This window comes from Stenotrophomonas veracruzanensis, from assembly GCF_032911525.1.
In the GTDB taxonomy this organism is placed as follows: domain Bacteria; phylum Pseudomonadota; class Gammaproteobacteria; order Xanthomonadales; family Xanthomonadaceae; genus Stenotrophomonas; species Stenotrophomonas africana.
In genome coordinates, this window is sequence record NZ_JAWJTI010000005.1 from 50269 (window position 1) to 69492 (window position 19224).

Annotated in this window: 15 protein-coding genes; 12 read left to right on the forward strand and 3 right to left on the reverse strand. The window is 66.8% G+C overall.

All coding sequences use genetic code 11. The features are described from left to right. The first annotated feature begins 99 nt into the window (after nt 1–99). The 9 genes from ligA to R1H25_RS06060 all read left to right on the forward strand — a co-directional run bounded on the left by ligA (nt 100) and on the right by R1H25_RS06060 (nt 14567). Nucleotides 100–2571 (forward strand): NAD-dependent DNA ligase LigA, encoded by a 2472-nt coding sequence (gene ligA, locus R1H25_RS06020; protein ID WP_317223107.1) that lies wholly within the window; start codon nt 100–102, stop codon nt 2569–2571. Nucleotides 2572–2619: 48 nt separating this feature from the next. Then, the gene (locus R1H25_RS06025; RefSeq protein ID WP_049445614.1) at nt 2620–3105 is read left to right on the forward strand and encodes a GNAT family N-acetyltransferase; all 486 of its coding nucleotides are present in this window, start codon (nt 2620–2622) and stop codon (nt 3103–3105) included. Continuing rightward, nucleotides 3102–4058, forward strand: coding sequence for an EF-P lysine aminoacylase EpmA (gene epmA, locus R1H25_RS06030; protein WP_317223036.1), 957 nt, complete (start codon nt 3102–3104; stop codon nt 4056–4058). The genes R1H25_RS06025 and epmA overlap by 4 nt, the downstream gene beginning before the upstream one ends. A 139-nt stretch (nt 4059–4197) precedes the next feature. Continuing rightward, the gene (locus R1H25_RS06035; RefSeq protein ID WP_107379842.1) at nt 4198–4926 is read left to right on the forward strand and encodes a DUF3011 domain-containing protein; all 729 of its coding nucleotides are present in this window, start codon (nt 4198–4200) and stop codon (nt 4924–4926) included. Nucleotides 4927–4973: 47 nt separating this feature from the next. Continuing rightward, nucleotides 4974–6038 carry an S-methyl-5-thioribose-1-phosphate isomerase gene (gene mtnA / locus R1H25_RS06040; RefSeq protein WP_049445610.1) on the forward strand — a complete coding sequence of 355 codons (1065 nt, stop codon included), beginning with the start codon at nt 4974–4976 and terminating at the stop codon, nt 6036–6038. Nucleotides 6039–6299: 261 nt separating this feature from the next. Beyond that, complete coding sequence (gene gyrA / locus R1H25_RS06045; protein WP_049445608.1) at nt 6300–9014, forward strand: DNA gyrase subunit A; 2715 nt, start codon at nt 6300–6302, stop codon at nt 9012–9014. 131 nt (nt 9015–9145) lie between these two features. Then, nucleotides 9146–11674, forward strand: a complete 2529-nt coding sequence (locus tag R1H25_RS06050) for a membrane-bound PQQ-dependent dehydrogenase, glucose/quinate/shikimate family (protein ID WP_317223037.1) — start codon at nt 9146–9148, stop codon at nt 11672–11674. A gap of 125 nt (nt 11675–11799) precedes the next feature. Beyond that, complete coding sequence (locus tag R1H25_RS06055) at nt 11800–12888, forward strand: lysozyme inhibitor LprI family protein (RefSeq protein ID WP_317223038.1); 1089 nt, start codon at nt 11800–11802, stop codon at nt 12886–12888. 47 nt (nt 12889–12935) lie between these two features. Continuing rightward, nucleotides 12936–14567 (forward strand): peptidoglycan-binding protein, encoded by a 1632-nt coding sequence (locus tag R1H25_RS06060; RefSeq protein WP_317223039.1) that lies wholly within the window; start codon nt 12936–12938, stop codon nt 14565–14567. Between the two features lie 50 nt (nt 14568–14617). On the opposite strand, the gene R1H25_RS06065 is transcribed toward R1H25_RS06060, so the two are convergent. Beyond that, the gene (locus R1H25_RS06065) at nt 14618–15607 is read right to left on the reverse strand and encodes a zinc-dependent alcohol dehydrogenase family protein (protein ID WP_317223040.1); all 990 of its coding nucleotides are present in this window, start codon (nt 15605–15607) and stop codon (nt 14618–14620) included. A 118-nt stretch (nt 15608–15725) separates the two neighbouring features. Here R1H25_RS06065 and R1H25_RS06070 point away from each other — a divergent pair, with 118 nt between their 5' ends. Beyond that, nucleotides 15726–16631, forward strand: a complete 906-nt coding sequence (locus R1H25_RS06070) for a LysR family transcriptional regulator (RefSeq protein WP_317223041.1) — start codon at nt 15726–15728, stop codon at nt 16629–16631. Between the two features lie 51 nt (nt 16632–16682). Beyond that, a complete protein-coding gene (locus tag R1H25_RS06075) occupies nt 16683–17192 on the forward strand; it encodes a DUF4952 domain-containing protein (RefSeq protein ID WP_317223042.1) in 510 nt (169 codons plus the stop codon). A gap of 25 nt (nt 17193–17217) precedes the next feature. Here the strand turns inward: R1H25_RS06075 and R1H25_RS06080 are convergent, their stop codons facing one another. Then, entirely contained in the window at nt 17218–17610 is a 393-nt protein-coding gene (locus R1H25_RS06080; RefSeq protein WP_005417377.1) for a DUF3037 domain-containing protein, read from the reverse strand. Then, nucleotides 17588–18364: a HipA family kinase gene (locus R1H25_RS06085; protein WP_317223043.1), complete on the reverse strand. Its 777-nt coding sequence runs from the start codon at nt 18362–18364 to the stop codon at nt 17588–17590. The genes R1H25_RS06080 and R1H25_RS06085 overlap by 23 nt, the downstream gene beginning before the upstream one ends. 482 nt (nt 18365–18846) lie before the next feature. On the opposite strand from R1H25_RS06085, the gene R1H25_RS06090 reads away from it, so the two are divergent. Continuing rightward, a complete protein-coding gene (locus R1H25_RS06090; RefSeq protein ID WP_049443219.1) occupies nt 18847–19176 on the forward strand; it encodes a hypothetical protein in 330 nt (109 codons plus the stop codon). The last annotated feature ends 48 nt before the right edge of the window (nt 19177–19224 follow it).

A 19224-nucleotide genomic window follows, 5' to 3' on the forward strand; every position in this document is an offset into this window, starting at 1 on the left:
AGCGCCAGTCGAGTATGGCTCGACTCCACAAAAGGCAGGGCCGTTACCGGGCCTGACAGCCGGGCGCGGTAGAATCCCCGGCCATCCCAGAACCACCGGATCCCGATGAGCCCCAGCCCCGCCGAACGCGCCGAAGACCTTCGCCGGCAGATCGCCCAGGCCAACCGCGCCTACCACGAGCTGGACGCGCCGGAGATCCCCGACGTCGACTACGACCGGATGGTCCGCGAGCTGGAAGCACTGGAGCGCGAACACCCGGAACTGGCCCGTGCCGACAGCCCGACCCAGCAGGTCGGTGCGCGCCCCTCCGGCCGCTTCCCGGAGGTGCGCCACGCGGTACCGATGTTGTCGCTGTCCAATGCCTTCAGCGATGAAGAAGTGGCCGATTTCGTGCGCCGCATCGATGAGCGCCTGGGCCGTCGCAGCCTGCAGTTTTCGGCCGAGCCGAAGATGGACGGCCTGGCGATCAGCCTGCGCTATGAGGATGGTCATTTCGTGCTCGGCGCGACCCGTGGCGATGGCAGTACCGGCGAGGACGTGACCGCCAACCTGCGCGAGATCGGTGACATTCCCAAGCGTCTGCACGGCAGGGACTGGCCGGATGTGCTGGAGGTGCGCGGCGAGGTCTACATGGCCCGTGCCGACTTCGAGGCCTACAACGAACGTGCGCGCCTGCAGGGCGGCAAGGTGCTGGCCAATCCGCGCAACGCTGCGGCCGGTTCGCTGCGCCAGCTCGACCCGAAGATCAGTGCGCAGCGCAGGCTGAGTTTCTTCGCCTACGGCACTGGCGAAGTGCAGGGCGGCGAGCTGCCGGACACCCATTCGGGCACCCTGGCCCAGCTCGGTGCCTGGGGCTTCCCGGTCAGTGAGCTGTGCAAGGTGGTGGAAGGCACCGACGGCCTGCTGGGTTACTACCGCGATATCGGTGAGCGCCGCGATGGCCTGCCGTTCGATATCGATGGCGTGGTCTACAAGCTCGATGACCGCGCGGGCCAGCAGGCGATGGGCTTCGTCTCGCGTGCGCCGCGCTGGGCCATCGCGCACAAGTTCCCGGCGCAGGAACAGAGCACCACGGTGGAGGCCATCGAGATCCAGATCGGCCGCACCGGTGCCGCCACGCCGGTCGCGCGACTGGCGCCGGTGGCTGTGGCCGGCGTGATCGTGTCCAATGCCACCCTGCACAACGCCGATCAGATCGCACGCTTGGATGTGCGGGTGGGCGACAGCGTGATCGTGCGCCGGGCCGGCGATGTGATTCCGGAAGTGGTCAGCGTCATCCTCGATCGCCGCCCGCAGGGCACCACGCCGTGGCAGATGCCGACGCGTTGCCCGGTGTGCGGCTCGGAAATCGTGCGCGAGGAAGGTGCCGCCGCATGGCGCTGTTCGGGTGAGCTGTCCTGCCCTGCGCAGCGCAAGGAGGCCATTGCCCATTTCGCTTCGCGTCGTGCGATGGATATCGATGGCCTCGGCGACAAGTACATCGAAACCCTGGTCGACGCCAGCATCGTCAAGAGTGTGGCCGACCTGTACCGGCTCAACCGTGACCAGCTGCTGCACCTGAAGCTTGTGCTGGATGCCGAGGACCCTTCCGCACTGGCTGCTGCGCTGAAGCTGCATTTGCCGGCCGAAGGCAGTGGTGCGGTGCTCAATGCGGTGCTGAAGCTGGACGGCAACGATCCGGGCTGGCGCGCGCAGGCGCTGGTGCAGCCCGCCAGCTTCGAATGGAACACGAAGAAGATCGCCACCAAGTGGGCCGACAACCTGATCGCGGCGATCGACGCCAGTCGTGCCGCCACGCTGGAGCGTTTGCTGTTCGCGCTCGGCATCGAGCATGTGGGCGAAAGCACGGCCAAGGCGCTGGCGCAGTGGTTCGGTGACCTGGAGCTGATCCGCCACCTGCCGTGGCCGTTGTTCAAGCGTGTGCCGGACATCGGTGGCGAAGTAGCGCGCTCGCTCGGCCACTTCTTCGAGCAGCAGGGCAACCAGCAGGCCATCGATGACCTGCTGCAGGTCGGCCAGGTGCGCATCAGTGATGTGCATGCGCCCAGTGCCAAGCTGCGCGAAGGGCTGGATCTGGCGCAGCTGCTGGTCGAGTCGGAAATCCCCGGCATCACCCGCCTGCGTGCGGAGAAGCTGGTGGCTGCGTTGCCTGGCGCGCAGGCCGTGCTCGACGCCGAGCATGGCCAGTTCGTCAACGCAGGCCTGCCCGATGACATCGCACGCGGTCTGGCTGCGTGGCTGGACGCCGAAGGCCATGGCGCGATGCTGCTGGCGGCCGAAAAGGCGATGCAGCGGATCCTGGCGATGGCGCCGGCGCTGGCCGAGATCGTGGCCGGCCCGCTGGATGGGCAGACCGTGGTGCTGACCGGCACCCTGGCCCAGCTCACCCGCGATGCCGCCAAGGAGCGCCTGGAAGCGCTGGGTGCCAAGGTCTCCGGCAGCGTTTCGAAGAAGACCAGTTTCGTGGTGGCCGGTACCGAGGCCGGCTCCAAGCTGGACAAGGCGCAATCGCTGGGTGTGCCCGTGTGGGACGAAGACCGCCTGCTGGCCTACCTTGCCGAACACGAATGATGACCCCGCCGGTGCCTCGCGCCCGGCATGAAACACAAAGGAATACCGATGCAGACCGCCCCGCTGGATTTCCGCTTGGCCACCCGCGCCGACGAAGAGCAGTTGATCGCGTTGATGCGCGAGTTCTATGCCGAAGACAAGATCGACTTCGATGACGCGCGCGTGCGTCGCGGCGTGGATGCACTGCTGGCCGACCCTCGCAACGGCGAAGTGCTGTTGTGGCTGGACGAGGCGGGCGAGGTGGTTGGTTACGCAGTGATCGCGATGGGCTTCAGCCTGGAGCAGGGCGGCCACTTCATGCTGCTGGACGAGCTGTACCTGAGCCATCGTGCGCGCGGTCGTGGCCGCGGCAAGCAGGCGCTGGCCATCTGCGAACAGCGCGCGCGTGGCCGTGGCGTCAGCCGCCTGCGCCTGGAAGTGAACCACCACAACGAGCTCGCCCGTCGCCTGTACCTGGCCAGCGGATACATCGATGACACCCGCGATCTGCTGACCCTGCCGCTGGACCACCCGCGCCCGGAGGGCATCCTGTGAGTGAGGCCCTGCTGCACGCGCTGCAGCAGCGCGCTGCGCTCAATGCGCTGGTGCGCCGCTTCTTCGCCGAGCGCGAAGTGCTGGAGGTGGAAACACCCATCCTGTCGGTTGCAGGCAACACCGAGCCCAATATCGACAGCTTCCATACCGATTTCACCGGGCATGTCGATGCCGGTGGCCGTCGCCGTTGGCTGCGCACCTCGCCGGAGTACCCGCTCAAGCGATTGCTGGCGGCAGGTGTGGGCGACTGCTACGAGCTGGGCCGGGTCTTCCGCAACGGCGAAGCGGGTGGTCGCCACAACCCGGAATTCACCATGCTGGAGTGGTACCGGGTCGGCTGGGACCACCACCGGTTGGTGCAGGAGACCGCCGAGCTGGTCGGTCAGGCACTGGCCCTGGTCGGACGCAGTGCGACCCTGCGCGTGCTGAGCTACCGCGAACTGTTCCAGCAGCATGTGGGCGTGGACCCGTTCGAGGCTGACGAAGCCGCGCTGCGCGCCGCGCTCGGCGACGTGCACATCGACCCGGTAGGGCTGACCCGCGACGACTGGCTGGACCTGCTGATGACCCATCACATCCAGCCGCACTTCGATGACACGGTGATGACCGTGGTCCACGATTGGCCGGCCAGCCAGGCGGCGCTGGCCCGCATCCGCGCCGGCACGCCGCCGCTGGCCGAGCGTTTTGAGCTGTATCTGGGTGCGGTGGAACTGGCCAACGGCTATCACGAACTGAACGATGCGCAGGAGCAGCGCACGCGCTTCCAGCGTGACCTGCAGCGCCGGCACGAACGCGGCCAGGTGCAGCCGGCGCTGGACGAGGCACTGCTGGCCGCACTCCCATCAATGCCGGCGTGCGCGGGTGTGGCGGTGGGTGTCGATCGGCTGCTGATGGCGATGAACCGCACGCCACGCATCGCCGACGTGCTGGCCTATGACTTCGCCCACGCCTGATCTTCAGGGTTTTCTGAATATCGAAGACTGAACGGATTGCCGCATTTCCGCGCTTGCTTCGGTAAGCAGGATGATGCTCTTATCACGGCAGATGCGGGACACTCGCATCGGAATTCGTCCACTCCTGTTGGGGAAGGCATTGGTCAAGTGGTTTGCGGTCGTCGCGGCTCCGGTCTACTCCATTGCGTTGTGGGGTGCCTGGCTGCCGTCGTCGGCGTCTGCCCAGCAGGTGGGGTATGACGGCGAAGTGGTGACCTGCGAATCGCGCGACATGGGCTGGGTGCATTGCGATATCGATGTCAGCAATGGCATCGACCTTGTCCGCCAGCTCTCCAACAGCAGCTGCATCCGTGGCAGCGAGTGGGGCACCGACCGCAGTGGTGTCTGGGTCACCCTGGGTTGCCGCGCCGAGTTCCGCGCGCGCCGCGCCGCGGGGGCCATTCCGGCAGCGAATGAAGGCAAACGCCTGGTTCGCCGCGTGGTGCGCTGCGAATCCAACGGTCGTCCGCAGAGCTGTCCGGTGCGCCTGGATGGGGCGCCGGTACGCCTGCTGCGCCAACTGTCGGCGTTGCCGTGCCGGGAAGGGCAGGGCTGGGGCTACAAGCGTAACGAAGTGTGGACCAGCCGCGGCTGCCAGGGGGATTTCGAAGTGGCTGACGAGGACGGCCGTTTTGTTGACGTGCCACGCCGTCTGACCTGCGAGTCGAAGTCGAAGAAGCGCCGCTTCTGTGGCGCGAGCATTTCGGTCGGCGCCGTCGTCACCGAACAGTTGTCCAGCACCCCGTGCGAGGAAGGCAACACCTGGGGCTGGAACCGCAACGGGATCTGGGTGGACGGCGGCTGCCGCGCCGAATTCTCGGTGAATTGAGCCCGGGCAGGCTCCAACCGCGCGGGGCGTGGCCCTACAATGGGCCCATGAACACTGCCTCCGACATCGACTACGCCCGTTACGACCATATCCGCCCGATCCTGTGGACCGGCGATGCCCTGCAACTGCTGGACCAGCGCAAGCTGCCGTTCGTGGTCGAGCATGTGGTCTGCCATGACAGTGACGAGGTTGCCGCCGCCATCCACGCGTTGACCGTGCGTGGTGCACCGGCGATTGGCATTGCCGCGGCCTGGGGCGTGGTGCTGGCCGCACGTGACGTGCAGGCCGCAGACGGTGCGCACGCGCTGCAGCAGCTGGAACCGGCGCTGCAGCGCCTGAACGCGTCGCGCCCGACCGCCGTCAACCTGGCCTGGGCGCTGGCGCGCATGCGTCGCTGCCTGAACGCCGCCGGCGCCGACTGGAAGGCTCTGCTGGAAGCGGAGGCGCAGGCCATCGCGGAGGAAGACCTGGCCGCCAACCGCCACATGGGCGCGCTGGGCGCGGGCCTGATCGACGCCGGCAGCGGCGTGCTGACCCACTGCAACACCGGCTCGCTGGCCACCGCAGGCTTCGGCACCGCACTGGGCGTGATCCGTGCCGGCATGGCCCAGCACCGCATCGCCCGCGTGTTCGCCGGCGAGACCCGGCCGTGGCTGCAAGGCGCGCGCCTGACCGTGTGGGAGCTGCAGCAGGATGGCATCGACGCCACCCTGATTGCCGACTCGGCCGCCTCGCACCTGATGAAGACCGGCGCGGTGCAGTGGGTGATCGTCGGTGCAGACCGCATCTGCGCCAATGGCGATACCGCCAACAAGATCGGCACCTACCAGCTGGCCATCGCCGCCCGCCACCACGGGGTCAGGTTCATGGTGGTGGCGCCGTCCTCGACCGTGGACATGGACACCGTGGACGGCAGCCAGATCGAGATCGAGCAGCGCGACCCGGGCGAGCTGTATGGCGTGGGCGGGACCCGCACCGTGGCCGAAGGCATTGCCGCCTGGAACCCGGTGTTCGACGTCACCCCGGGTGAACTGATCGATGCCATCGTGACCGAGCGCGGGGTGATCCTGAACCCGACCGCTGACAACATGCGTGCCGCCTTCGGCGGCTGAGGCGGGCAGGGTCGCGGATGTCTGTGGAGCCGAGCCCACGCTCGGCTCAGCCAGTGAATCCGCCGCAGCCGAGCATGGGCTCGGCTCTACAGGGGCGGCATGGGGCCCTAAGTTCCTGATTTGTGCCGGTAAAATCCCCGTAAAGGGAGGCGGAAAACGGCCTGTTGTGGTAGTATCCACAGGTTGAATCGAGGTTCCGGCGCGACCCCCTCCCGCAGAGGGCTGCGCCGGACTGGACCGCTACCAGACAACGGAACCCGAATGGCAGAAACCGCCAAGGAAATCATCCAGGTCAACCTGGAAGACGAGATGCGCAAGAGCTATCTCGATTACGCCATGAGCGTGATCGTGGGCCGCGCGCTCCCGGATGCGCGCGACGGCCTCAAGCCGGTGCATCGCCGCGTGCTGTTCGCGATGAACGAGTTGAACGCGCACAGCAACAAGCCCTACTTCAAGTCGGCGCGTATCGTCGGTGACGTCATCGGTAAGTACCACCCGCATGGCGATCAGTCGGTGTACGACACGCTGGTGCGTCTGGCACAGCCGTTCTCGCTGCGCTACATGCTGGTCGATGGCCAGGGTAACTTCGGTTCGGTCGACGGTGACTCCGCTGCGGCGATGCGATACACCGAGGCGCGCATGTCGCGCCTGGCGCATGAGCTGATGGCGGACATCGACAAGGAAACCGTCGATTTCCAGCCCAACTACGACGAAAAGGAACTGGAGCCGACGGTCATGCCGACCCGGTTCCCGAACCTGCTGGTCAATGGTTCGGCCGGTATCGCGGTGGGCATGGCGACCAACATCCCGCCGCACAACCTGACCGAATCGATCAACGCCTGCATCGCGCTGATCGACAATCCGGAAATCGATGTCGACGGCCTGATGGAGTACATCCCGGGTCCGGATTTCCCGACTGCCGGCATCATCAATGGCACCGCCGGCATCGTTGCCGGCTACCGCACCGGCCGCGGCCGTGTGCGCATCCGTGCCAAGGCCGATATCGAAGTGGCCGACAACGGCCGTGAGTCGATCATCGTCACCGAAATTCCTTACCAGGTGAACAAGGCGCGTCTGATCGAGAAGATCGCCGAGCTGGTCAAGGAAAAGAAGATCGAAGGCATCAGCGAGCTGCGCGATGAGTCCGACAAGGACGGCATGCGCATCTACATCGAAATCAAGCGCGGTGAATCTGCCGAGGTTGTGCTGAACAACCTGTACCAGCAGACGCAGATGGAATCGGTGTTCGGCATCAACATGGTGGCGCTGGTCGATGGCCGCCCGCAGTTGATGAACCTCAAGCAGATGCTGGAGTCGTTCGTCCGCCACCGCCGCGAAGTGGTCACCCGCCGTACGGTATTCGAGCTGCGCAAGGCGCGTGCCCGTGCCCACGTGCTGGAAGGCCTGACCGTCGCGCTGGCCAACATCGACGAGATGATCGAGCTGATCAAGACCTCGCCGAACCCCACCGAAGCCCGCGAGCGCATGCTCGCGCGCCTGTGGGAGCCGGGCCTGGTCGGTTCGATGCTGGGCGCTGCCGGTGCCGAAGCCTCGCGTCCGGATGACCTGCCCAAGGGCGTGGGCCTGATCGAAGGCGGCTACCAGCTGACCGAGATCCAGGCCACCCAGATCCTGGAAATGCGCCTGCACCGCCTGACCGGGCTGGAGCAGGACCGCCTGACCGAGGAATACAAGCAGCTGCTGGAAGTGATCGCCGGGCTGATCCACATCCTGGAAGATCCCGATCGCCTGCTGCAGGTGATCCGTGAAGAGCTGATCAGTGTCAGGGCCGAGTTCGGCGACGAACGTCGTACCGAAATCCGCCACAGCGAAGAAGACCTGGACATCCTCGACCTGATCGCGCCGGAAGACGTGGTGGTCACCGTGTCGCATGCCGGCTACGTGAAGCGCCAGCCGGTGAGCGTGTACCGCGCCCAGCGCCGTGGTGGCCGTGGCCGCAGCGCAGCGTCCACCAAGGAAGAGGATTTCATCGAACAGCTGTGGCTGGTCAACACGCACGACACGCTGCTGACCTTCACCAGTTCGGGCAAGGTGTTCTGGCTGCCGGTCTACCAGCTGCCCGAGGCTGGCTCCAACGCCCGCGGCCGTCCGATCATCAACTGGATCCCGCTGGAACCCGGCGAGCGCGTGCAGGCCGTGCTGCCGGTGCGCGAGTACGCCGATGGCCAGTTCGTGTTCTTCGCCACGAAGAACGGTACGGTCAAGAAGACCCCGCTGGGCGAGTTCGCCTTCCGTCTGGCGCGCGGCAAGATCGCGATCAACCTGGACGAGGGCGATGCTCTGGTCGGCGTTGGCCTGACCGACGGCCAGCGTGACATCCTGCTGTTCGCCTCCAACGGCAAGACCGTGCGCTTCGGTGAGGACAAGGTCCGCTCGATGGGCCGTACCGCCACCGGCGTGCGTGGCATCAAGATGCCGGCCGGCGAGGAAGTGGTCAGCCTGATCGTGGCCGAAAGTGCCGGTGGCATCGAGGACGAGAACGAGGACGACAATGGTGTCGAGGAAGCCGCCGCCACGGGCGATGCGGTGATCGACGGCGCCGACGACGCCAGTGTGCAGTACATCCTGACCGCGACCGAGAACGGCTACGGCAAGCGCACCCCGCTGCCGGACTACCCGCGCAAGGGCCGTGGCACGCAGGGTGTGATCGGCATCCAGACCACCGAGCGCAATGGCAAGCTGGTCGCCGCGGTGCTGATGGGCTCCAGCGACGAAGTCCTGCTGATCTCCGATGGTGGCACCCTGGTGCGTACGCGTGGCTCGGAAATCAGCCGCGTCGGCCGCAACACCCAGGGCGTGACCCTGATCCGCCTGTCCAAGGACGAGAAGCTGCAGGCGGTGGAGCGCATGGATGCCTCGATCGACGAGGACGAGGACGAGGTGGCTGCCGCCGCTCCGGCCACGACCGACGGCGCACCGGCTGCTGCCAGCAGCGAGGACGCCGCGCAGGAGTGATCCTGCCGCGAGCCTGAGGTACCCGACGACGCCGGCTTTGTGCCGGCGTCGTCGTATCCGGATGCCACACATACGCGCGCGCTTCACGCAGGCGGTGGGATAACGGCGCATGCTGCCCCCGGAGATCGACGATGTCTGCCACGCCGCAGTCCGCTCCTGCTCCCGTTCGCGCCTCCCGGCACCCCCTTGTCACCGTGCTGTCGCTGCTGCTGGTCGTGCTCGGCCTGGTCATCGGCGGGCTCGGTGCGTGGCTGCTCAGCCTTGGCGGCTCGGCGTACTACGCCATCGCCGGGCTCGGCCTGCTGGCCAGCGGAATCCTGTTGTTCGGCAACCGCCGCAGCGGTGCATTGCTGTATGCGCTGGTGTTCACCGGTACGCTGCTGTGGACCTGGTGGGAGTCGGGCAGCGACTACTGGCGCTGGGTGCCGCGGCTGGGCCTGGTGACCGCGCTGGGCATCGCGCTGGCCTTGCTGGCGCCCACCCTGCACGAGCCGGTCTCCAAGCGCTTGTCGCGCAGCGTGGCGGGCGTGCTGATGCTGGTGTTCGTGGCCGCCTTCGGCCTGGCTTTCGCGCCGCATGGTGAAGTGGATGGGCATCAGCCGTTCCCGGAAGGCGCGATCAGCGCCGGACTGGAACCTACGCGCGATACCACGGGCCTGCAGCCGGCTGACCAGCCCGCCGAGGGCGACTGGCCGGCGTGGGGCCGCAGCAATGCGGGTACCCGCTATTCGCCGCTGCAGCAGATCACCCCGGCCAATGTGGCCACGCTGCAGCCGGCCTGGCAGTTCCGTACCGGCGATATGCCGAAGAAGCGCTGGGGCGCCGAAACCACGCCGCTGAAGATCGGCGACCGCCTGTACCTGTGCACCGCACGCAACCGCCTGATCGCGCTTGATGCTGCCAGCGGCAAGGAACTGTGGCGGTTCGATCCAAAGGTAAAGGATGCTTCGATTCCCTATACCGCTGCCTGTCGTGGTGTGAGCTATTACGAGCAGCCCAGCATGCCGACCCTTGCCGACGCGGCACTGGCCGATGTCGCCGCTGATCTGGCGCTGCCGGAACCGCCGCCCAGCGTCACCCGCAGCGCTGCGCCGGGCAGTCGTCCAACGTGCTGGGCGCGCATCATTGAAGGCACGCTGGACGGTCGCATCATCGCGGTGGACGCGGACAGCGGCCGCCCCTGCGCCAACTTCGGCAACAACGGCCAGGTCGACATCACCCTGGGCATGGGCGAGGTGCCACCGGGTTACGTGTCGATCAACTCGCCGCCGGCCATCGTGCGCGGCGTGATCGTGACCGGTCATCAGGTGCTGGACGGGCAGCGCCGCGATGCGCCCTCAGGCGTGATCCAGGCCTACGACGCGATCACCGGCAAGCTGCGCTGGGCGTGGGACATGGACCAGCCCGAGCGCAGCGGTCTGCCACCGCGCGAGCAGACCTACACGCGGGGCACGCCCAACATGTGGACCACGGCCACCGGTGATGAGGCGCTGGGCCTGGTCTACCTGCCGCTGGGCAATGCCGCGGGCGATTACTGGAGTGGCTCGCGCACGGAGAACCAGAACCGCTACGCGACATCGCTGGTGGCGATCGACGTGGCCACCGGCAAGCCGGTCTGGCATTTCCAGGCAGTGCGCAAGGATGTGTGGGACTACGACCTGGGGTCGCAGGCCAGCCTGATCGACTACCCGACGGCGGCGGGCAAGGTGCCGGCGATCCTGCTGCCGACCAAGCAGGGCGACATGTACATCCTTGATCGCCGCAACGGCCAGCTCCTGACCGCCGCCGAAGAGCGCAAGGTACCGGTCGGCGGCGTCGAACCCGAGCAGCGTTCTCCCACCCAGCTGTTCTCGCTGTACCACACGCTGCGTCGCGAATATGACCTGACCGAGCGTGACATGTGGGGCATCACCCCGATCGACCAGCTGGTCTGCCGCATCCAGTTCCGCAAGGCGTACTACGAAGGGTTCTACACGCCGCCGAGCAGCGAGCGCCATTCCATCGAGTACCCCGGCTACAACGGTGGCTCGGACTGGGGCAGCGTGTCCATCGATACGCGCCGCGGCGTGATCGTGGCCAACTACAACGACATGCCCAACTACAACCGGCTGGTGCCACGTGCCGAGGCTGACCGGCTGGGCTGGCTGCCACGCGAGAAGATCCGGTTCGACAAGGGCGGTGCCGAAGGCGCGGGCGACCCGCAGGTGGGCACGCCGTATGGCATCCAGGTCAACGCTGGCTGGCGGCTGCCGTTCACCGGTCTGCTGTGCAAGCAGCCTCCCTATGGCGGTATCCGTGCCATCGACCTGCGCACCGGTAAGTTGCTGTGGGACCGTCCGTTCGGCAGTGCGCGCGGCAACGGACCGTTCGGCATCCGCTCCGGCCTGCCGATCGAGATCGGCACGCCGAACAACGGCGGCTCGGTGGTGACTGCCAGCGGACTGATCTTCATCGCCGCCGCGACCGATGACCTGCTGCGTGCCATCGACCTGAAGACCGGCAAGGAGCTGTGGCACGCCACGTTGCCTGCCGGCGGCCAGGCCACGCCGATGGTATACGCGCAGGGCGGGCGCCAATACGTGGTGATCATGGCTGGCGGCCACCATTTCATGGAAACCCCGAACGGCGATTACGTGATGGCCTTCGCCCTGCCGAAATAGCGGCTGCCGGCCTGAACACGGCATGGGGGGCTGTGACCGTTGTCGCTGAAGTTGCGCTGGCGAGCGGGCAGCATCCATCATCGGAACAGGACGGGGCCGGTCAAAGCCCCCAGGGAAGGAATCGCATGCTGAATTCTGAACGCCTGCCGGGGCGTGTCACCCGGTTGCTGGCAGGACTGCTTCTGCTTGGCCCGTGCCTGGGGGCAAGCGCGCAGGCGTCACCCCAGCCCGCCGTACGCAAGGTGCCCAGCGGTGCCGAACTGATCGCCGGCGATGCGCGCTATCTGAGCCCCGCCCATGCGCCCTGCATGGCGGCCGCGGGCAACGCGCTGGACGCCCAGCGTCGTTGTGCCGACGCTGAATTCAAGGTGCACGACGATGCGCTCAACGCCGCCTACAGCGCGGCGCGCTCCGCGCTGACGGCCAGTGACCAGCAGGTGCTGCGCGACCTGCAGCGGCAATGGCTGCGCCAGCGCGACAGCCGCTGCCCGGAAGGTGGCACGGCCGTTGCCCAGCTGGATGCACAGCAGTGCCGCACGCACATGACCCTGCTGCGTGCCCGTCAGTTGCAGGGCGGTGCTGTGGCGGCGCTGGTGGCGGAAGCCAAGGCGGCCCCGGCGCCCGCGCAGGCCGCTGTGCATACCGCCGATGCCGCGCCCGACAAACAGGGCAGGATCATCCTGCGGCCCGGCGAGGGCAGGATCACGCCTGCACTGCAGGTGGTTTTCCAGGTGGCCGATTGCAGTGGCACCGACAACGTGACGACCTGCCGGGTGCGCAGCATGAGCGTGACCCGTGGTGGGCGCAACGTGGCGGTCACGGGCGTGCAGCCGCGCCTGACCCGCGCTGGTGCCGATGCCCAGGGGGCGGCCGCCGTGCTGCTGGCCGCTTCGGATTTCAATGGCGATGGCGTGCCGGACCTGCAGGTGTGGCAGGACAACAACGGTGTCTACAACGTACCGGTGCATGCGTTCTACCTGTTCGACGCCAAGGGCAACCGCTATGTGCGTGCCAAGGCATTGGAAGCGGCCATCGGTGGGCGTGACATCGACCATATCGACAATGGGCGGTTCGTGCTGCGTGCGAAGGTCAGCCCGTGCGAGCGCGAGGACAAGGTCATCCAGCTGCGCGGAACCGAGCCGCGCACGCTGCTGCAGCGCCGCTATGACACCTGCAGGGGCGAGGCCCCTACCGAATCGGACCTGCTGAAGTAGGCCGTCCCCTGACGAACGGATGCGTTCCGGAACTGGAGAGCTGAAGGATGAGCGAAGGCTATGGAAAAGGTGGGGTGGGCTTCGGCCTGACCCGGGACCAGTCGGTCGAGATGATCGTGCGCACCTGCATCGACAACGGCATTACCGACCATCGGCAGATTGCCTACGTGCTGGCCACGGCGCAGCACGAATCGCGTGATTTCGCCGCGCCCGAGGAAGACTGGGGCAGGAAGCAGGCGGTGGATCTGCGCTACTTCGGCGGCGAGGAATATTTCGGCCGGGGCTTTGCCCACCTTACCCACGTCAACAACTACGAGCGGCTGGGCGAGGCACTGGGCATGGGCCGCGAGCTGGTCGAGCATCCGGAACGGGCTGCCCAGGCGGAAATCGCCACCAAGGTGCTGGTGGTGGGGATGCGCGATGGCATGTTCGGTGCGCGGTTGTCCGACAACGTCAACGCCAACCATGCCGACTACCGGCAGGCGCGGGCCTCGGTCAATGGCGGTGAGCTGATCAACGGCAGTCCCTATCCGGACGCCATCGCCACGCTGGCCACCGGATGGGAATCCCAGGTCGCTGGCCTGGTCCAGCGTGTGCAGCAGCCAGGCTTCCAGATGCCGGTGCCAACCCTCCAGGCGCCCGCCGGGGCGTTGGACCTGCACCGGGGTGACGCCAACCAGCAGGTGCTGGAAGCGCAGCAGTACCTGCAGCGGTTGGACATCCGCAACAACGCCAATGCAGCGATCAAGCCCGACGGTGATTTTGGCGTCTCCACCGAGCAGGCCGTGCGCCGCTTCCAGACCGAGCGGGGCATCAGTCCCGCCAATGGCCGCATCGACGATGCGCTGCTGGAGCGCATGCGCAGCGACACGCTGGCGGTCGATCCGGACTTCAAGCGCCGTACGGTGACCGACCTGACCGGGCCGCTGGCCGACGGCAACCTGGGCCCCGGTGAGAAGGGCGAGCCGGTGTTCGAGATGCGCCGCCAGCTGGAGGCGTTGGGGTACCTGACCGAACCGAACCCACGTGCCGAGCGCGAGGCGCGCACGTTTGATGCCGGCATGCAGGCAGCCATGCGCACCTTCCAGCAGGACTACGGCCTGCCACTGCGCCCGGGCGGCATCATCGACGCGGATGCGCGCCGGCAGTTGAACGATGCCGCCGTCGCTCGCGAGCATGCGCCGACCACCGAGTTCGATCGCGCGGAGAACTGGCCGCCGCAGCGTCCGCCCTATACACGGGCGGAGTTCCAGCCGGAGCAGGTGCAGGCGCGGCAGCAGGCGGCGGCGAATCCGCCGGTCGCTGGTCCGGCGCCACCGGAACCCGCGCCGCAGCGCAGTGGTGTGGAATCGCTGTCACCCAGAGATGCCGCGCTGTTCGAGCGCATCCGCCAGGGCGCGCCTGGCAGCATCGGCGACGAGCACGTGATGCAGGCGGTGCTGGAATCCAAGCGCAATGGCATCGACGATGCCGGGCGCGTCGACCGGGTGATGATGGCCGGAGATCGCCTGTGGGTTGCCGGGTTGATTCCAGGTGAGCGCGCCAGCGTGGATACGGCGCAGCCCGCGCGCTCGATGGAGCAGACCGTGAATGATCTGGCCGGTGACAACCGGCAGCGCGAGCACCAGCTCGCCCTCGACAGCCGCCAGCATGAGAGCCGCGGGCCTTCAATGGCCTGAGCCTGCGGCAGCGACGCGCCCGTTGTGGGCCTGTCGCTGCCGCCGGGGGATTACAGCGTCACCACCACCTTGCCGATCTGCTCGTTCGATTCCAGGTAACGGTGTGCGTCCTGGATCTGCGCGAACGGGAACACCCTGGCGATCTTCGGTGCCAGCGTGCCCTTGTCCAGGCCATCGACGATGAACGCCTTGGCACGTGCCAGCGCGGCATCGTCGGAGACGATTTCCGAATACAGGTAGCCCTTCAGCGTGAGCGACTTGCCCAGCACGTTGAACAGCGGGAACGGCGTGGGTTCGCTGCTCAGCGCGCCGTACTCCAGCAGGATGCCGCCACGCGCCATCACCTCGGTCAGCGGCACGAACTGCGGGCCACCGATCGGATCGAACACCACGCGGGCACCGGCGCCGCCGGTGATGCGCGCGACTTCGGCCCCCAGATCCTGTTCCTGGGTGGCGATGACATGGGCGGCACCGGCATCGAGCAGGGCCTGGCGCTTGCCTGGGCCACGCGTTACCGCGATCGGCGTGGCGCCCACCGCGTTGGCGATCTGGATCGCGGCCAGGCCGACGCTGCTGCTGGCAGCGGTGATGATGACGAAATCCCCGGCGGACAGGTGCGCCTGCTCCAGCAGCGCACCCCAGGCGGTGACGTACTGCATCCACACCGCGGCGGCCGTTTCAAAGTCCAGTGCCTGCGGGTGCTTGACCACCAGTCGTGCCGGCACGTTGGCCAGTTCGCCGTAGGTGCCCCAGCGGGCGATATCCAGCGGCGGTACCACGCTGACCGCATCGCCCGCGGCGAATCCGCTCACCGCGCTGCCGAGGGCTTCGACCACGCCGGCCGCTTCGTAGCCCAGCCGGCTGGGGAACTGCGCCTCCTGCAGATAGGCGCCGTTGCGGAACATCACCTCGGCGCGGTTCAGGCCGATGGCCTTGACCCGGATCTGGACCTCGTCGGCGGCGGGGGCGGGAACGTCGATGTCGTCGATGCGCAGTACATCGGCATTGCCGTATTCGTGGATGCGGACAACCTGGCTCATGGGGGCTCCTGGACAAGGCCGGCGCAGGGTCCGGCGGAAAGGTGAGGGCTACTGTGCGCGTGGCCTGCATCCAGAATAAGGGGTAATCTGGTGTTTCATTGAAAAACAATTGTTTGCAATGGACCTGATCGCTCCCCTGCGTACGTTCGTCAAAGTGGCCGAGGTCGGCTCCTTCGCAGCGGCTGCCGATGCGCTGGACCTGTCGCCGCAGCTGGTCGGCAAACACGTGCAGTCGCTGGAACACCATCTGGGCGTGCGCCTGCTCAACCGCACCACGCGCAAGCAGAGCCTGACCGACTTCGGCCAGGCCTACCTGGCCCGTGCGCGAGTGATCCTGGAAGAAGTGGAGGGGGCCGAGCAGCTGGCCGAAGTGGCGCGTGGACGGCCGATGGGGCGCCTGCGCATCAGCGCACCGGTCACCTTCGGCGTGCATGGACTGGGACCAGCCGTGGTGGCCTACCTGCAGCAGTACCCGGACGTGCAGGTCGATCTGAACCTGTCCAACAGCCTGGTGGATATCGTTGAAGACGGCTTTGATCTGGTGTTCCGCACCGGCGATCTGGCCGACAGCGGGTTGGTGGCGCGACGGTTGGGGCCGTATCCGCTGGCGCTGTGTGCGTCGCCGGGCTATCTCGCTGCACGTCCGGCCATTACCCATCCGACCGATCTGAGCCGACACGAGTGCCTGGGATTCGCACATTCGATCATCCGCACGCGCTGGAGTTTCCGCGACACCGATGGCAGCGTGCTGACCGTGCCGGTGTCCAGCCGCTTCATGGTCAATCAGGCCGAGCCGCTGCTGACCGCCGCCATCGGAGGGCTGGGGCTGATCCTGCAACCGCACGAAATGCTGGCCGGAGCATTGGCGCGTGGTGAACTGGTGGAAGTGCTGCCGGCGTACGTGCCGGTGTCGACCTGGATCAACCTGGTGTATCCGCGCGATCGCCAGCTGACACCCAAGCTGCGCAGCTTCCTCGACTTCTGCGTGGCGTGGTTCAACGAACAGACCATGGCACGGCGATAGCGCGACCATCGGTTAGCATGGTTTCCATCAACCGCGAAGGATCGCACCCTCATGTCGCCTCCATGGCCGGAACGTCTCGCGCGCTTCATGCTGCCGGTACTGCCTGCATTGCTGTTCGCCACCGGTTTGCTGGCTGCCGAAAGTCCAGCACAGGCGCTGGCGGAGTGGGAGGCGCATGGCCGTGCCGACGGCCTGGCCCGACCTGACACGGTCTGCCAGGACTTCCTGCAGGCAATGGGACGCAAACCCGAAGGACTGGAATACATCGGCTGCAGCCAGGACGATGCGTCCTACATCAAGCCGATGGAAGCCCACTATCGGGTTGCGGGTGCCGGGGCAGCGAAGGTCGAAGCCTTCCTGCATGCAACGTTCGGCCTGCCTGCGTTGCGTTACGTCTGCTGCGGTTGGAGCAGCGGTGAACCCTATTACTGGCGCGAAGGTCCGGACGCGGTGAGGTACCAGATCGGCATGGGCGTGGAATCCCTGCCCCACGCGCGGAGCGAATGGCATCGCATCGAGGCATTCAATGTGACGGTTGAGGTATTTCGGCTGAGTCCCTAGCGCCGATGCGGCGGGCGTAGCCTTGTCATTCCGGCACGCGCACCATCTTCGTCATCAGGTGTTCCACCACGCCCGCAGGATCGGCGGTGCGGCCGACATGCGTGCTCGACATCTGCACGACCGAGCTGCGCTTGGCGGTGAGGAAATGGAAGCGCGCGCGCGCCGGCAGCTGCGCGATCGGCCCGGCGCTGGCATCGCCGCGGCAGATGGCCACGATCGCATCCAGCCACGGCTGCAACGCGTCCTGGTCCAGCGCTGGCGCGAACGCGTGCAGGCGTGCCGGATCAATCTCGATGGCCGCTTCCAGATGGCGTGCGCCGGGGCAGGAGACGATCACCCCGACGTTGATGAATTCCTCGCGTTCCACCCGCGGTACCACGCGGATGACCGCGTAGTCATACGTGTGCAGCGTGGGCACGGATGGCCTCCTGCACGAACACCGCACGCACTTTCAGGCGATGCTTGAGATAGTCGATGTAGCCCTGGCGATAGGCCTGCGGGCTGTCGAATGCCGGCTCGTTGACCAGCCAGCTGTCCGGCACCAGGCCGACGATCCGCTCGATCTCGGCATCGGTCAGGCGGGCGGCCAGCTCGGCATCCACCTCGGCGATGCGGCTGGCGAACGACAGCAGCACATGGTCGCGGATCAGCACGAAGGGCTTCTCGCAGGCATCGCCGGCGTTGGCCCAGTCGTGATGGAAGTACATCGCCGCGCCGTGATCGATCAGATACAGCTTCCGATGCCACACCATCAGGTTGGGATTGCGCGTGGTGCGATCGACATTGCTGGTGAACGCATCGAACCAGGCGATGCGCGAGGCCAGGTCGGCATCCACCGGCATCGCTGCCGGGTCGTAGTTGATCGCGCCGGGCAGGTAGTCCAGGCCCAGGTTCAGGCCCTCGCTGGCGCGGATCAGCTCCTGGATCTCCGGGTCGGGCTCGGTGCGGGCGAACTCGCGGTCCAGCTCGACGAACAGGATTTCCGGAATCGGCAGGCCCAGCGTGCGCGCCATTTCGCCGGCGATCAGCTCGGCGATCAGCGCCTTCGGGCCCTGGCCGGCGCCACGGAACTTCAGCACGGCCATGCCGTCGTCGTCGGTCTCGACCACGGCCGGCAGGGAGCCACCTTCCCGTAAAGGGGTGATGTAGCGGAGGGCATGTACGGTGCGCATGGCGCATTCTAGCGTGGCATCCGTGGCATCCGTGGCATCCGTGGCATCCGTGGCAGGCGTGCCGCAGCAGGGTGGGGCGCCAGCTTAATGAACGGGTACTGCGCGAACCACCTGTTACAGGTCGCCTGCAATCTTCACTTGTTCCTTCCGCGCAGAGTGGCAGCATTCGTTCCAACGGAGCAACACACCCGCGTGTGACCTTCAACAGGAGGCCCTCATGCCGCTACAGTGCAGCTGTCACGCTTCACCGTGTATGCAACGCAACGCGTGGTGTTGACCTTGACCTGACACGGTCACGCCATCGGCGCAGATGGCCATCCCCCGCAGCCCCACACACCGTTCACCCATCGCGCCCCGGCGTTGCCCGGTTGGTCCTGCGATCCAGGTACTTGCGCCCCAAGAGAGATCCCTGCGTTGCCGTCGACGCTGGCAACGTGGGCCGCCGAATCCACGCTATCCCCACAGGCTTTGGAGGTGCTCCGATGAACGACGAATTCAATCCCATGCTGCCCCCACTGGACGATGCCAAGGCCGAGGAAATGATCGGAAAGGTCGTGCTGGTGGGTGTCACCCGCTATGGTGGCGACGGCCAGGTGCAGGGTCTGGAGCAGTACGCGGGCACCGTGCTGCGCATCAGTGCCGACGAAGGCGTGGTGCTGGCCGACGAAGACGATGGCCACGAGCGCTACCTGCCGCCCATGCTCGACCAGTACCAGCGGGCCGAGCCAGGCGAATACCGCATGCGCAACAGCGGCATGATCGTGGTCGACCCCGATTACCTGACCGCCTGGGACCTGCACGCCCAGCAGTGATGACAGACCACGCCTGGCAGATGCCGGCCTATCGCCGGCCTCTCCGGG